Source organism: Microcoleus sp. B9-D4 (assembly GCF_036705105.1).
Classification (GTDB): Bacteria; Cyanobacteriota; Cyanobacteriia; order Cyanobacteriales; family Microcoleaceae; genus Microcoleus.
The window spans coordinates 14,820-27,710 of the sequence record NZ_JAUBTS010000077.1 but is presented as its reverse complement, the minus strand read 5'-3'; the positions used below and the strand labels follow the sequence as shown (position 1 = coordinate 27,710).

Here is a 12,891-nt window from a genome sequence, read left to right as displayed (position 1 = left end):
CTATGAATAATGATTATATGATGACTGTTCTCAACTCCTTTTGTCAAGCTTGATTGAGATGCTCTTACCCTGATATTTTTTATTGACCCCAGACCCGTCCTATAAAATTTTATTTTTACAACCTCTGAATAGATTTAAAGCCAAGTAATATAACATAATTTCTCCGCTGTCTGTTAGCTACATCACACACTTTTATAAAACATTAAGATAGGATAGTATAGCGATAAGCTTTTAACGCTACGAGGGTGCTAAGATTATGAATTATTTGCTAAGTTGGCCTTGCGGCTGCTGCGACGATTGGAAAGATAGTTCCGAGAGTGCTGTGGTACTCAGAAACGGGCAGCGCATTTGTCAGTCGTGCTACCAGCGCAAATACAAGAACCAGAAGTTATTCGCCAGACGCAGGCGATCGGACATATCTGTCTCACGGCCGACAGTAACAGAGACGGTCGCTTATTAATAATGCGCGAGCCTTTGAATAAAGCCAAGTATTTCGACAACCTCGCATCAGCGGTGGGAATTAATAATCAACAAAAAAAGAATGAATTTCGTCATCAGTCATCAGTCATCGGTCATTGGTGATCTGTCACTAATTTCATTATTTATCATCAGTCACTTGAAAAGCAGGTAACAGATTTTAACTTAAAAAACTAATGACTGACGACTAATGACTAATGACTAATAACTAAATGATAGTTCCATCAGGAATCGTGGCATTTTTCAGGACTACGATAATGCCGCTGCGGATGTAAAAACCTTGGTTTTCGCGGTTGGCTTCTTCCACTCGGTCTTTATTAATTAATTGAACATTGCGGCCGATGCGGGCATTTTTATCCACAATCGCGCGGCGAATTGTAGTATCTGCACCGATACCGAGGGCGACGCCGCCGCTGTCCAAACTCGAATGCCGTTCGGCGTCGGGTTCGTAGAAGTCAGCACCCAAGACCAGGGTGTCTTGAATCGTACATCCAGCTTCAATGCGCGATCGAACTCCCAACACAGAATGGTCGATCCGGCACTCTTTGAGAATGCAGCCTTCAGCAATAATCGATTCAGTCACGTGAGTATTTAAAAGCTTAGTCGGCGGCAAGAAACGCGGGCGAGTATAAATCGGCGCCTTTTCATCATAGAAACTGAAAGGCGGCTGAGGCTGTTTTGTCAGAGCCAAGTTAGCCTCGTAAAAAGCCTCAATGGTTCCGATATCTTCCCAGTAATCGTCAAACAAATAAGCTTGAACGTTGTGGTCTTTTGCAGAATTCGGAATTATCTCTTTACCAAAATCAGTTTGGTTGGGAGATTCTTTCAGGAGTTTAATCAGAACTTCTCTTTTGAAGACGTAAATCCCCATCGAAGCAATGTAAGGACTTTCCTGAGCCTGCTGCGCTGTCAGTCCCAGTGTAGTAGTATCCACCTGCATTTGTTTGAGCCCATCGCCTTTTGGCTTTTCGCTGAAAGAAACAATGCGGCCGGTGTCGTCGATTTTCATCAAACCAAAATCCGAGGCCCGCTTCTCGTCCATTGGCAAAACCGAGAGGGTTATATCCGCGTTGGTTTCGCGGTGTCTGTGCACAAACTTCTGGTAGTCCATGCGGTACAGGTGATCGCCCGAAAGAATCAAGTATTCATCAACGTCCCACTGTTCTAGCAGCGAGAGATATTGGCGAACTGCGTCGGCTGTCCCTTGAAACCAGTTGGGGTTTTCCTGAGTTTGCTGGGCGGCGAGCACCTCGACAAATCCCTCGGTGAAGCCGGAAAACTGGTAGGTGCGAGAGATGTGACGGTTGAGGGATGCCGAGTTGAATTGGGTGAGGACGTAGATTTTGACTATTTCCGAGTTTATGCAGTTGCTCACAGGAATATCGATGAGGCGATATTTGCCTGCGAGGGGAACTGCGGGTTTGGCTCGCAATTTGGTTAGGGGGTAAAGGCGGGTGCCTACACCGCCACCGAGGATGATGGCTAAAACTTTTTTCAAGGAACTTTCTCCCTAGGGTCGATTAACTCTCCAAGTACAGTGTCGGATGGTGAGGGCTTCTTGACAAGGGGGGGGAGCAAGGAAGTTTTGAGTTTTGAGTTATGAGTTGAGTCGCTTACCCACAAACCAGGTTGTTTAATCCAAATACTTCTTCAAACCCTCAATAAGAGTTAAAAAATCAGGTTTATGAGAGTTGGAGTGTGTCCGGGTCTGGACTTAGGAGTTTTGAGTTGTGAGTTAAAATACCCATCAATACCATATGGATATTTAAAAAATTTTTGAGTTGTGAGTTAAAATACCCTTCCATAAATAAGCGCAGTTTAACAAAAGAATAAGGTTCGGGGTTTTGGCTGTTAATTACAAGTTTTTTGGGTAAATTCCCCGTTTTGGCAATTTCTCGATCGACGCTCATGGCGCTATTGTTCTTTTTCAAGGCCGGTCTATCGCACCGCCACGCCCGCTGACCGAAAGCATCCAGGATACCCGCCACGTGATTCATCCGTCCAGAAATAAAAAACCTGTATCTGATGAAACTTGCCCCGCGAATTTCTCCGTGGGGTCAATGCTTCAATTCTAAAATCTAAAATCTAAAATCTAAAATCGATTGACGCTCTGTAGGGGATCAAAGTGCGATCGGGTTCTGCTTGAATTTGATCCGGTTCTTTTTGCTGGCGTTTGTGTTATCTGAGTTTGCCCGACTCCACAGCACTCAGGAAGCGCCGCCCGTCGGGACGATAAATTTCTAGGTAAAGTCAGTTTTCCATCTTAGATTGACTGCAAATTTGTGTAATATTTTACAATTTGTCGATCAACAAAAAGGGATAAAATGTCTATTCTCTACCAAAAGTTAGATCCCCTAGAAACCTCTGCTACTGTAGCCTAAGCCGTAAAAGCTAGAAAAAGTGTATGCAAATTCAAACGCCGGACTGGGTTAAAAACGCCGTATTCTACCAAATATTCCCCGATCGCTTCGCCAAAAGCAAACAGCCTCGCAAACGTATGCTGCAAAACTTCATGTGGGAAGAATGGCACGCAATCCCCACCCTGCAAGGCTACAAAGGCGGCGACTTGTGGGGCGTGATGGAACAGCTAGACTACTTGCAAGACTTAGGCATTAACGCAATTTACTTCACCCCCATATTTCAGTCGGCCAGCAATCACCGCTACCACACCCACGACTACTATCAAGTCGATCCGATGTTGGGCGGCAATCCAGCTTTTAAAGATCTTCTAGACGCCGCCCACGATCGCAATATCAAAGTTGTCCTCGACGGCGTATTCAACCACGCCAGCCGCGGCTTTTTCTTCTTCCACGACATCCTCGAAAACGGCCCGCATTCTCCTTGGGTAGATTGGTTTAAAATTGAAGGCTGGCCGCTATCGGCCTACGACGGCAATTTTCCTGCTAATTATGCTGGTTGGGACGGGAATCGAGCCCTTCCTGTATTCAATCACGACAATCCAGAAGTGCGAGAATACATCATGGAAATCGCCGAATATTGGATTAAATTCGGCGTCGATGGCTGGCGGCTGGACGTTCCTTTTGAAATTAAAACTCCGGGATTTTGGCAGGAATTTAGAGACCGAGTTAAAGCAGTTAATCCCGAAGCTTACATTGTGGGCGAAGTTTGGGAAGATGCGACAGAATGGCTCGACGGTACTCAATTTGACGGGGTAATGAATTATCTTTTTGCTGCACCGACTATTGCTTTTGCAGCGGGGGACAGGGTAGATTTAACTCAAATTGAAGGCCGTGCTTACCATCCCTATCCGCCGCTTTTTGCTAAAGAGTACGGCGACAAAATTCAGCAGGTTTTGGAACTGTACCCGTGGCCAATACAGCTAACTCAACTTAATTTGTTGGCCAGTCACGATACTGCGAGGTTGTTAACAATTGCAGGAGGCGATAAAGCTAGTGTCGAACTCGCAACTTTGCTGCTGTTAACTTTTCCCGGAGCTCCTAGCATTTACTACGGCGATGAAGTTGGTTTGCCCGGTGCTCTAGACCCCGATTCCCGCCGCGGTTTTCCCTTAGAAGCTCACTGGGAACTGGATGTTTTAGATTATCACAAGCAGTTGATAGCTTTGCGGCAGAAATACGCTGCCCTCCGCACTGGTTCGTATCAAGTTCTGTTTGCTGAGGGAACGGTTTACGTTTTTGCCCGAATTTTGGGGTATGAGGAAATAGTTGTTGCTGTCAATGTCGCGACCGAAGAAGCTAATATTAGCTTTGAGCCAGCTAGTTTGAAATCTCCTCACGATAAATTGCTGTTCGGTAAAGGCGAGTTTGTTTGGAAAGGTGACGGGGAAACTCGCCTTTTAGAATTGATGCTGCCGGCGCGCTCAGGATTGATTTTAGGTTGGGATAATTAGTTCAGCAATTACGCAAGTGTCACGATCCAATCGACTTGTAGGGTGCGTCAGACCGAGTTATGGACGGATGATCGATGGCTTGGGATCTGACCCACCTTACTAATTGTGACACTTGCGTAAGTTCTCTAGTTTAAAATGTAAGGTGCGCCCATAAGCACCCTACTAAATTTAGAGATGCCGCAAGTTTGATTATGCTGCAACCAATGCTGGTATTAGCACCGCATCAATGATATGGATGACGCCATTGTCGGCAAGAATATTGGAAGTGAGAACTTTAGCATCATTCACTTTAATGCCGTCTGAAGTATCAATTCCCACCACAGAACCTTCCACTGTTTCAGTAGAACTCAACTCAAGCAAGTTCTCAGTTAGTACCTCGCCAAACAGAATGTGATAAGTCAGAATTTTCTTGAGCTTGGGTATGTCTTCCAGCCAAGACGTAATAGTGTTCGTAGGAATTTTTGCAAATGCCTCGTCAGTGGGTGCTAAGACGGTGTAGGGGCCCGGACTTTGCAATAACTCTAACAAACCAGCCGCTTCAATAACAGTCACGAGGGTTTTGAAAGAACCGGCATTGGTGGCAGTCTCGACAATATCAGCCATGATGTTTTTCAGGAGTGCAAATAGCAGAAATTGAATCAGAGGCGACAGTCATTTTAGCAATTTACAAATAACAGAAAATGAATCGGAGGGATGATGATTATTTTAACCATTATAAGTTAATTCGGTGGCTGGCTCTGATGGCGAGGCGCGATCGACCTTTTTGGCTTATACTTGGGTCGCCTCCTCTCCCTTGCGGAAAAACTGCTTTAAAATCTCTCCGGGCTCTCTGTCCCAGGTGTCGATATGTTCGTAAATTAAGCCGTCCTTATCCAGTTTATAAGTAGAGTAGCCGTTAAAAAAAATCCGAGCTTTCCAGGGAACCCGCAGTGTCCCGCGAACAGTCCAATTTGCCACAATAGTATCATGGGCTGTCTGACCTACGTCGTGCAGGTCGAAGTAAATCTCGCTAAAGAATAGCTGCCCGTGAAATCGCAGAGTCCAAAAGATAATGCGATAGTTGATTTTTCCTTTAAATTTGTTAACAGGGTCTTGAAAATAAACATCTTTTGTGTAGATGTCGTAGGAGATGTCTTTCTCAAAAAGCGTCGGGAGATCCGCTTTCAGGGTATCTACTGCTTGTTCTACCTGCATTTGATATTCGATCGCGCTCAAACTACCACCTTGTGACAGTATTAATTTATGACTTTAAATGAATAATCTCGATCAGCAGCGGGAGGAGAAAAAAATTGATACTTCATCCAGCTCTAATCTTACCTCTAATTATATTGTCCGCCTCGGCCTTTCTGCTGACCCGGACTTGCGAAATCGAAACCTTGGCACAGATTTGACAGAACACCCCCACTCCTCTGACATTCTCGCAGAAATCAACAGCGGCAAGCTGTTGATGGTAGATAGCCGTCGCCGGAACGGCCTAATTTTGATTAAACGTTTCCACGCGGAGTTTGCCGGGCCTGGGGCTGCCGTTGGGGGCGCTTTTGATGTTGACTCTCAGCAGGCGATTCCCGTGGGCGATTTTTGTTTGGTTTGCCCTCAATCTCCCGAAGAAATACAGAAAGCTTTGGGAATTCGGCGACAGTGGGTGCGGTTAATGGAACAGTTAACGGCAAAGCCGGCAGCTTTGGAACGCGCACAAATGGTTTTAACTCAGTTTGAACAATATTTGGATTCGGAAACGGTGGCACAAATTCCCGATGAAGCTTTCGCACTTTTAGTAGGCGTATTTCCCCCAACCATTCGCGCGGCACGGCAGATGGATAATTAAAAATGTTATTACATCATTTTAGCCGTAGGTTGGGTTGAGGAACGAAACCCAACGCAACCGATGTTGATGTTGGGTTTCCGCTATCGTTCCCACCCAACCTACGCAAGATTTGTTGCAAAATTAATATTCATCATTCCTGACCAACTTCATTGTCCCATTCAATCAGAACATTCGCGCCCCAATCCCTTGAATAAGAACCATCCTGCACATAGCGATGAAAACTGGAATATTCCCAATCCCGTGGTGCGGCAACTAATCCATGCTTGACCGGATTATAATGAATGTAATCCACATGATTTGCCAAATCCACTTCATCTCTAATTTGATGCTCCCAAAACCGCCTCTGCCAGATAGCTTGCTCACCTTTTTTCAAACGAGATACTGAACGAGTTTGTTTATATTGCTCAGGACAATTACGACTGAAATAATTCTTGAGCAATCGCCAGCGAGTTGAAAAATTAGCATCTTGATCTGGCAGCGTCCAAATACAATGGAGAGGATCTGGTAAAACAACAATAGCATCAATTGTAAAGGGAAATCCACCTATAACATTGCGGAATGCAGCGCGAAGCAGCTCTACCATTTCGGGGTCAGAAAATAAGCGTTGGCGCTGATACGTAACAATAGTAAAAAAATAGGTAACTCCGGGAGTTTTTAGACGACGATACTGCATGTGCTAAGCACTGATTTTTATAGTGTAGGTTGGGTTGAGGCACGAAACCCAACATTCTGTATAAGCCGTGGAGTTGAGGAACGAAACCCAATATTATTAATCAATTGGGTGTTGGGCGGAGCGAAGCGTTGGGTTCGCTATCGCTTAACCCAACCTACAGAATACCTGCTACAAGCTCCACTCGGCATTCTGCAAAACGACTCGATAGCCATCTGGATCTTCAAAGGTCACTCCATCTTTGTCCCAGTAGGGATTGTAGGAGTTTACAGGCTCAAATCCCATTGCTTTCATTCGCTCAACAGCCTGCTGCCATTCTTGTTGGTTAGGAAGGTAAAAGACGATAAGATTGTCTTGAGTTGGAGCGCCACCTACAATATGTCCCCGTTGATGGATAAATTCAAAGTGGTGGCTTTCTCCTGGCATCCCAACCATTACTCCGTCAAAACCTTCATGGTTTTCAAAACTATCGAGGATTTGCAGCCCTAAACCCTCTGTGTAAAAATGAACAACTCGATCGAGGTAATCCGTTGGACGAGCAACCCGTAAAACTTTTCCTTGAAGCATATATATCTTCTCCAAAGTTATTTTTGTGTTAAGCAGAAACTGGATACCGAATATTATGGGTTGTCAAAAATTTCTCCAATTCGATCGACTGTTCGCTGATTTTCCTCCGGGCTACCCACAGTAATTCGCAAACCTCCTCCAGTATGCCTAATTAAAGTACCTCCCTCTTTTAGCTGCTGCATGATTTGTTTGTGTTCCTGTTCTGCCGCTTCGCCCTCACCGGCTTTTACCCGCAGGTAAACGAAGTTAGCCGCACTCGGCCAAACTTGCAATTTTTGATGCTGAGTTAGCGCTGCAATTAATTTGGATCTTTCGGATAGAGTTTCGGGAATGGTTGCTAGCAATAACTGCCGCTGCGCTAGGGCTAACTCGGCAGCTGTTTGCGAGAAACTGGGAAGGTTATAGGGGAGACGGATTTTTTCTAAGGTGGCTGTGAGTTCGGGATGGGCGATCGCATATCCGACTCTCATTGATGCTAGCCGAAATGCTTTGGAAAATGTGCGTAAAATTATCCAATTCGGGTGCTGGTGCAATTGGTCTGCTAAAGTATTTTGACTGAATTCAAAATAGGCTTCGTCAATTACTACTAATATCTCTTCGGGTAAGTTTGACAACCATTCTATTTCATCTGCTGTCAAAGCATTGGCTGTGGGAGAATTGGGATGAACGACAAAGACGGCGCGCACGGGGGGATTTTGATTTTGGGCGTTAGCGCAGCCCGCCCCTACGGGGGCTACGCCAACGGAGAGGATCGCCCTTTTAGCAGCCTCGATATCGATTTCAAAAGTCTCCTCTTTCCGCTGAACACTCACAACGGGAATGCCGAGGGTTTGGGCGATTATTCCATACATCGAAAAGGTGGGATTCGCTACCAAAATAGAGCCTTGCCCGCCTAAGCAAGTAGCTATTAAGATCGATCTAATTAGTTCGTCGGAACCGTTGCCCACAGAAATATTGTCGGCTGTAATGGCGGTTTTGGGCAGTGTAACCCCCCCTAGCCCCCCCTTGTTAAGGGGGGGGACATTTAGGGATTCATTGACGTATTGGGCGATCGCCTCTTTGAGCGCTGCGTGGCCTCCGTCGGGATAGCGATTTGTCTCAATTAACTGCTGGTAAGTCCAAGCTAGCTTTTTTTTTAATTCTTCTGGCAAGTCGTAGGGGCATTCGTTGGTATCGAGGCGATCGATCGCACTTTCCGAGTGCGCTGGTTCTCCTGATGTGCCGCCCGGATGGGGAGTGTATGCAGTAAGTTCGGCTAAATCTTTTCGGATAAAGGGAAGCATGGTATAATTTACGACTTTTTATTTTAGATAATTTGCTTAGAAGCATCTGAACTTAGCATAGAGCTTGTTCTCTCTCGAAAGCAAGAGGAGAGGGGGATTTAGTTTCTGTCGATCGATTGATGCGTCGGCTGCGGCAAATTGATTATTCTTAGAAAGTAACTGCTAATATGTGGAAACCAAGTATGAAAGTCAAGCCTTCCGATCTATCTAAAAATGCCGCCGCTACCCTCATAGCTTTGAGTTTGGCTGTTCTCCCTTCAGCTATGCCTGCCTCAGCTCAAACGGAGTCTGCCCCGGCACAGAACAATACTGATTCTAATGGAGTTGTTCTAGACAGAACTCCCTTTCAAGAAAGCAAGGAAGACAACAATCATTGGGGTGCTTTGGGTTTGTTGGGCATCCTCGGTTTGGCGAATCTGTTTCGCAAGGATGAACCCAAACGCTACCGCGATCCGATGGGCGAATAATTTTTTAAACGGCGATCGCACAACCCAAAAACCAAATCAACAGACGTGGATTCAGAAACCGGGTTTTTAACTGAAAGAGTGGATTATTGCCTTTAATCCAACCAAAAATCCGGTTTCTTTAATATTGATGGGCATTTTTGCCACAAAGTTTATTCAATCGCGCCACAAAGCAATCCCGCCCAATAAACCGCTCACATTTGGTACTATTTTAACCTGTGGCGGTAACTCAAAAACTATCTTTTTAGTATTGCCGCCGCCGATGTAAATGCGATCGCAGTTAAAGAGATTTTGCAGAGAGGTGAGCGCTTTTTCCAGACGGCGATTCCATCTTTTGGAACCCACTGCATCTAATGCCGAGCGTCCTAATTGCTGTTCGTAAGTTTCCCCTTTGCGAAACGGGTGATGTCCTAATTCTAGATTTGGCACCAAGATACCATCGACAAATAAGGCAGAACCGAAACCGGTGCCAAGGGTAATTACTAATTCTACCCCCGTCCCAGCAATTGCTCCCAATCCTTGAATATCGGCATCGTTAGCCACTCGCACAGGTTTTCCCAAGCGATCTTTGAGAGTAGTTTCTAAGTCAAAATCTATCCAAGACGGATCTAAATTCACTGCGGTTTTGATGACGCCTAAACGCACAACACCGGGAAAACCGACGGATACTCGGTCAAATTCCCCTTGTCCACTAGCTAAAGAGGCGATCGCCTCTAGTACGGGTTCCGGTTTCGGTGGTTGAGGCGTTTCTAAACGGCTGCGTTCCGTTTGGGGATCGCCTTCATTGTCCAAAACCATAACTTTGATGCCACTTCCGCCAATGTCAACGGCTAAGGTGCGAGTCGATCGATCTTGTTCAGTCATTTGAGTTTTAAGACTTGCAAGTTGGTCAAATTTTAATTTTTGAATTGGCAAAACTTTTGAATCGCTTCCCACATTTCCTCTAGGACATTTCCCAAAGAATGATCGTCTTCTAATTCGATTAATTGCACCCAGGGACGGTTAGCGGCAAAATTCCTGCTAGCTTGAATCGGTATTATTGTATCATGCTTGCCGTGAAGAATTAATGTAGGCACTGAACGCATTAATTTTTCTTCACGGTATTGAGCCATATCTGCCAAAAACTGATAATTCAGCGGCCGATAACCTTGTTCGCCGTAGTGGTAAACGGGCAAATATTTCTCAGACTGCCACTTTTCTAACTGTTGCTGTCCCAACAGCGGCATCCAGTGGGAGATAAAGTCAAAAGCCGGTGCTAACAAAACTATTTGCTTTACTGACAATTGTCGCTGGGCCAACCAAGCCGCTGTCAGTCCCCCAAAACTAGACCCAATTATGGTGACTCCCCCTATACTTTTTACATTTTCTGTGGGATATTGGGAGGATTCGGTGGGCCAAAATTCTGTTTTTATTTGGTTTAATTGGCGGGTGAGAGTGAGCCCCGAAAAATCGTTTTGATTGAGATCGGGAGTTTTTAGGTCAATTCCTAGGTAAGAAAAGCGATTTCGGAAATATTTAGCCTTAGCTGAATTGGGACTTGAAGCAAAGCCGTGTAAATAAATGTAACTCGAATCGTGCTGTAGATTCATCAAAAAAAAATTATGAGACATCCCAACTAATTATTTTAACTTAAGATGACTTATTAATTTAAAAAAACAGACACTAACTCAATAAAATATATACTGATATTCGGAATATATTAAGGACTCCCAGGGATTTAAATTCTGTGCTTTTAGAGGGTTACTAACAAAATCAAGCACTCGCCTGGACTTGAAATTGCTGAGCTTTTAGACTGCTTTCCCGAAGAAATCCAGCACTGGGATATATTACAGAAAATCTGCGTTTATCGCTGCCTGCATTTATTGGTTTATACCTGGTTAGGAATGAGAATTAAATAACTTACAATGCGTGATGGTTCTTGTGGGATGGGCTCTTATAGCCCGTCCAGAAAGGGCGGGCTATAAGCCCAACCCCTACTCCCCACTTTCAAGAGTGTAAATTATTTAATTCGCGATCCTTACAATGAATCACAGAGTGCGTACTGAACACCCTGCGATTCACTCAAAACTACTCGTCAATTACTGCGGTTTTTGACCGTTTTGCATCCGGTTTTTAACAGTTTGTCGGCGCTGCTGCATCAGTTGAGCTAATTGGCTACGTTGTTCGGCAGTGAGCACTTCTCGCATTGCGAGTGTAATTTCAAATTGCACCTCTTCCAACTGCTGCCTCAATCCGATTATTTGACGGTGTTTGTCGCGTATTTGGCTGGCATTTTCCGTGCCGGACATCATCGTTTCCAATTCTTGTCTCGCTTGGCGGACTGCTTGCATTCGCTGGGAAACTTGGTCTTTGTAGCGATCGCGAACTGCCTGCATTTGCTGCTTTTGGTCTGCGCTTAAATTAAGTTTCTCGAACATCCCACCTTCCTTGCCACGTCGTGGATTGGGACGCTGGTTTTGGGCAATTGTTTCCGGTTCTAGGGGATTAGGAACTGCTATTGCTGCGGCTGTACTACCGAGAGTCAGCATTAAAACGGCTAGGGCAGAAATGCGACGAATTGACATGAAAATTACCTCCTTGATATTACTTATTTGTGGGCGATTGACTGTCAGCACCAGGGCTGAAAGTTAACCAGTCTGTTTGCGAGCGATCGGTCATACTTTCTTGGGGAGAATCATGGAGAACACCCTCCCAGTTAGTAACTAAAAATGCTTCTAACTTAGCTGTTTCCTCATCGGGCAATTGTGCAGTCTGAAACGGACGGTAGCCAGACCAAAAAACTATCAGGCTAGCAGCAATCGCAGACGACACAGCCCACTTAGAAACAGAGGATATTTTTAACCTTTCATCAGACTTAGCTGAGGCACTTAATCGCGTTTTTTTGCGGATGGTTTCAGGGAAAACACTCGCCCGATCGCTTTCGATTGCTGCTAGAATTTTTTGCTCTAAATCTGGTACAGCTTCAGGAATATTGGGGCGATGTTGCTTCAAGAAATTAACTAAATCTTGGTCGCTGCTTGGGTTATTCATAGCTCGCTGACACCTTCTTTTTGCAAAAATTGCCGCACAGCATTTCGGGCATAAAACACGCGAGATTTGACGGTTCCCGCAGGCAGTCCCAAAATTTGGGCTACTTCTTTTTGCGGGATGTCTTCTAGGTCGTGCAGCACCAGAACGCTGCGGTGTTCAAAGCTCAATTGCTCCAGTCCCCGTTGCACTAAATCTTGATAGTGCAACTGCATCAAGTCCGATGTGTTATCTTTCAGAATAACCCGATCCATTGTTTCTTGATTTTTGAGTTGGGAGTCAAAAGAATGCTGTTTAGCAAATGCTTGTCTTTGGTCGGAAGCCACATTCCAAGTGATTCGATAAAGCCAAGTAGAAAAGTTTTCCTGGTGTTTGAGTTTGGGCAATCCTTTCCAGACTCGCAGGAATACTTCTTGTGCTAAATCGTCAAGAAGTGAGGGGCCGCAGAGTTGGTAAAGGGTTGACCTGACTTTGTGTTGGTAGCGTTTGTAAAGGTAGCGAAAGCAAGTGCGATCGCCCTTTAAACATTGAGCAACTAAGTCCGAGTCGGAACAGTCATCGGTTAAAACATTGGCTGACACAGCTAACACCTGTGAAGTCTCCCCCACCAGTTCGTTATCTGAAGTGTTTAGACAGGGCGATCGCGAAAAAGGTTCAAATCATTTAAAATTTTATTTGGAGCATGAATCCGCTTGGGGTGGAAAACT

The 12,891-nt window shown here is 45.1% G+C and carries 16 protein-coding genes; 4 read left to right on the top strand and 12 right to left on the bottom strand.

The window, feature by feature from the left end; translation table 11 throughout:
* Positions 1 to 256 precede the first annotated feature (256 nt).
* The gene (locus tag QUB24_RS29330; protein ID WP_333157134.1) at positions 257 to 460 is read left to right on the top strand and encodes a hypothetical protein; all 204 of its coding nucleotides are present in this window, start codon (positions 257 to 259) and stop codon (positions 458 to 460) included.
* Positions 461 to 685: 225 nt separating this feature from the next.
* Here QUB24_RS29330 and QUB24_RS29325 read toward each other — a convergent pair whose 3' ends face one another.
* Together QUB24_RS29325 and QUB24_RS29320 are read right to left on the bottom strand one after the other, a co-directional pair.
* Positions 686 to 1,975 carry a glucose-1-phosphate adenylyltransferase gene (locus QUB24_RS29325; protein WP_333157133.1) on the bottom strand — a complete coding sequence of 430 codons (1,290 nt, stop codon included), beginning with the start codon at positions 1,973 to 1,975 and terminating at the stop codon, positions 686 to 688.
* 184 nt (positions 1,976 to 2,159) lie between these two features.
* Positions 2,160 to 2,474, bottom strand: coding sequence for a hypothetical protein (locus QUB24_RS29320; RefSeq protein ID WP_333157132.1), 315 nt, complete (start codon positions 2,472 to 2,474; stop codon positions 2,160 to 2,162).
* A 407-nt stretch (positions 2,475 to 2,881) separates the two neighbouring features.
* Here QUB24_RS29320 and QUB24_RS29315 point away from each other — a divergent pair, with 407 nt between their 5' ends.
* The gene (locus tag QUB24_RS29315; protein ID WP_333157131.1) at positions 2,882 to 4,348 is read left to right on the top strand and encodes a glycoside hydrolase family 13 protein; all 1,467 of its coding nucleotides are present in this window, start codon (positions 2,882 to 2,884) and stop codon (positions 4,346 to 4,348) included.
* Positions 4,349 to 4,537: 189 nt separating this feature from the next.
* Here the strand turns inward: QUB24_RS29315 and QUB24_RS29310 are convergent, their stop codons facing one another.
* Positions 4,538 to 4,951, bottom strand: a complete 414-nt coding sequence (locus QUB24_RS29310) for a fasciclin domain-containing protein (protein ID WP_333157130.1) — start codon at positions 4,949 to 4,951, stop codon at positions 4,538 to 4,540.
* A 165-nt stretch (positions 4,952 to 5,116) separates the two neighbouring features.
* A complete protein-coding gene (locus tag QUB24_RS29305) occupies positions 5,117 to 5,542 on the bottom strand; it encodes a DUF2358 domain-containing protein (RefSeq protein WP_015176223.1) in 426 nt (141 codons plus the stop codon).
* 58 nt (positions 5,543 to 5,600) lie between these two features.
* On the opposite strand from QUB24_RS29305, the gene QUB24_RS29300 reads away from it, so the two are divergent.
* On the top strand, positions 5,601 to 6,173 hold the full coding sequence (locus QUB24_RS29300; protein ID WP_333157129.1) for a hypothetical protein: 573 nt from the start codon (positions 5,601 to 5,603) through the stop codon (positions 6,171 to 6,173).
* 130 nt (positions 6,174 to 6,303) lie between these two features.
* Here QUB24_RS29300 and QUB24_RS29295 read toward each other — a convergent pair whose 3' ends face one another.
* The 3 genes from QUB24_RS29295 to QUB24_RS29285 form a co-directional block, all read right to left on the bottom strand.
* Complete coding sequence (locus tag QUB24_RS29295; protein WP_333157128.1) at positions 6,304 to 6,846, bottom strand: REP-associated tyrosine transposase; 543 nt, start codon at positions 6,844 to 6,846, stop codon at positions 6,304 to 6,306.
* A gap of 168 nt (positions 6,847 to 7,014) precedes the next feature.
* Positions 7,015 to 7,410, bottom strand: coding sequence for a VOC family protein (locus QUB24_RS29290; RefSeq protein ID WP_333157127.1), 396 nt, complete (start codon positions 7,408 to 7,410; stop codon positions 7,015 to 7,017).
* A 53-nt stretch (positions 7,411 to 7,463) separates the two neighbouring features.
* Positions 7,464 to 8,693, bottom strand: coding sequence for a histidinol-phosphate transaminase (locus QUB24_RS29285; RefSeq protein WP_333157126.1), 1,230 nt, complete (start codon positions 8,691 to 8,693; stop codon positions 7,464 to 7,466).
* Positions 8,694 to 8,875: 182 nt separating this feature from the next.
* Between QUB24_RS29285 and QUB24_RS29280 the strand changes: the two genes are divergently transcribed.
* Positions 8,876 to 9,160: a WGxxGxxG family protein gene (locus tag QUB24_RS29280; RefSeq protein WP_333157125.1), complete on the top strand. Its 285-nt coding sequence runs from the start codon at positions 8,876 to 8,878 to the stop codon at positions 9,158 to 9,160.
* Between the two features lie 153 nt (positions 9,161 to 9,313).
* Here the strand turns inward: QUB24_RS29280 and QUB24_RS29275 are convergent, their stop codons facing one another.
* The 5 genes from QUB24_RS29275 to QUB24_RS29255 all read right to left on the bottom strand — a co-directional run bounded on the left by QUB24_RS29275 (position 9,314) and on the right by QUB24_RS29255 (position 12,774).
* Complete coding sequence (locus QUB24_RS29275) at positions 9,314 to 10,021, bottom strand: ROK family protein (protein WP_333157124.1); 708 nt, start codon at positions 10,019 to 10,021, stop codon at positions 9,314 to 9,316.
* Between the two features lie 32 nt (positions 10,022 to 10,053).
* The gene (locus QUB24_RS29270; RefSeq protein ID WP_333157136.1) at positions 10,054 to 10,746 is read right to left on the bottom strand and encodes a YqiA/YcfP family alpha/beta fold hydrolase; all 693 of its coding nucleotides are present in this window, start codon (positions 10,744 to 10,746) and stop codon (positions 10,054 to 10,056) included.
* Positions 10,747 to 11,235: 489 nt separating this feature from the next.
* Positions 11,236 to 11,721: a Spy/CpxP family protein refolding chaperone gene (locus tag QUB24_RS29265; RefSeq protein WP_333157123.1), complete on the bottom strand. Its 486-nt coding sequence runs from the start codon at positions 11,719 to 11,721 to the stop codon at positions 11,236 to 11,238.
* 19 nt (positions 11,722 to 11,740) lie between these two features.
* Positions 11,741 to 12,187: a hypothetical protein gene (locus tag QUB24_RS29260; RefSeq protein ID WP_333157122.1), complete on the bottom strand. Its 447-nt coding sequence runs from the start codon at positions 12,185 to 12,187 to the stop codon at positions 11,741 to 11,743.
* Positions 12,184 to 12,774 carry a sigma-70 family RNA polymerase sigma factor gene (locus QUB24_RS29255; RefSeq protein ID WP_333157121.1) on the bottom strand — a complete coding sequence of 197 codons (591 nt, stop codon included), beginning with the start codon at positions 12,772 to 12,774 and terminating at the stop codon, positions 12,184 to 12,186. Before QUB24_RS29255 ends, QUB24_RS29260 begins: the two co-directional genes overlap by 4 nt.
* Between the last annotated feature and the right edge of the window lie 117 nt (positions 12,775 to 12,891).

Excerpts from the sequence above, each read along its gene's own strand:
- QUB24_RS29330 (WP_333157134.1), top strand. The coding sequence starts at position 257 with ATGAATTATTTGCTAAGTTGGCCTTGCGGCTGCTGCGACGATTGGAAA.
- QUB24_RS29320 (WP_333157132.1), bottom strand. The coding sequence starts at position 2,474 with ATGAATCACGTGGCGGGTATCCTGGATGCTTTCGGTCAGCGGGCGTGG.
- QUB24_RS29315 (WP_333157131.1), top strand. The coding sequence starts at position 2,882 with ATGCAAATTCAAACGCCGGACTGGGTTAAAAACGCCGTATTCTACCAA.
- QUB24_RS29310 (WP_333157130.1), bottom strand. The coding sequence starts at position 4,951 with ATGGCTGATATTGTCGAGACTGCCACCAATGCCGGTTCTTTCAAAACC.
- QUB24_RS29305 (WP_015176223.1), bottom strand. The coding sequence starts at position 5,542 with ATGCAGGTAGAACAAGCAGTAGATACCCTGAAAGCGGATCTCCCGACG.
- QUB24_RS29300 (WP_333157129.1), top strand. The coding sequence starts at position 5,601 with ATGAATAATCTCGATCAGCAGCGGGAGGAGAAAAAAATTGATACTTCA.
- QUB24_RS29295 (WP_333157128.1), bottom strand. The coding sequence starts at position 6,846 with ATGCAGTATCGTCGTCTAAAAACTCCCGGAGTTACCTATTTTTTTACT.
- QUB24_RS29290 (WP_333157127.1), bottom strand. The coding sequence starts at position 7,410 with ATGCTTCAAGGAAAAGTTTTACGGGTTGCTCGTCCAACGGATTACCTC.
- QUB24_RS29285 (WP_333157126.1), bottom strand. The coding sequence starts at position 8,693 with ATGCTTCCCTTTATCCGAAAAGATTTAGCCGAACTTACTGCATACACT.
- QUB24_RS29280 (WP_333157125.1), top strand. The coding sequence starts at position 8,876 with ATGAAAGTCAAGCCTTCCGATCTATCTAAAAATGCCGCCGCTACCCTC.
- QUB24_RS29275 (WP_333157124.1), bottom strand. The coding sequence starts at position 10,021 with ATGACTGAACAAGATCGATCGACTCGCACCTTAGCCGTTGACATTGGC.
- QUB24_RS29270 (WP_333157136.1), bottom strand. The coding sequence starts at position 10,746 with ATGAATCTACAGCACGATTCGAGTTACATTTATTTACACGGCTTTGCT.
- QUB24_RS29265 (WP_333157123.1), bottom strand. The coding sequence starts at position 11,721 with ATGTCAATTCGTCGCATTTCTGCCCTAGCCGTTTTAATGCTGACTCTC.
- QUB24_RS29260 (WP_333157122.1), bottom strand. The coding sequence starts at position 12,187 with ATGAATAACCCAAGCAGCGACCAAGATTTAGTTAATTTCTTGAAGCAA.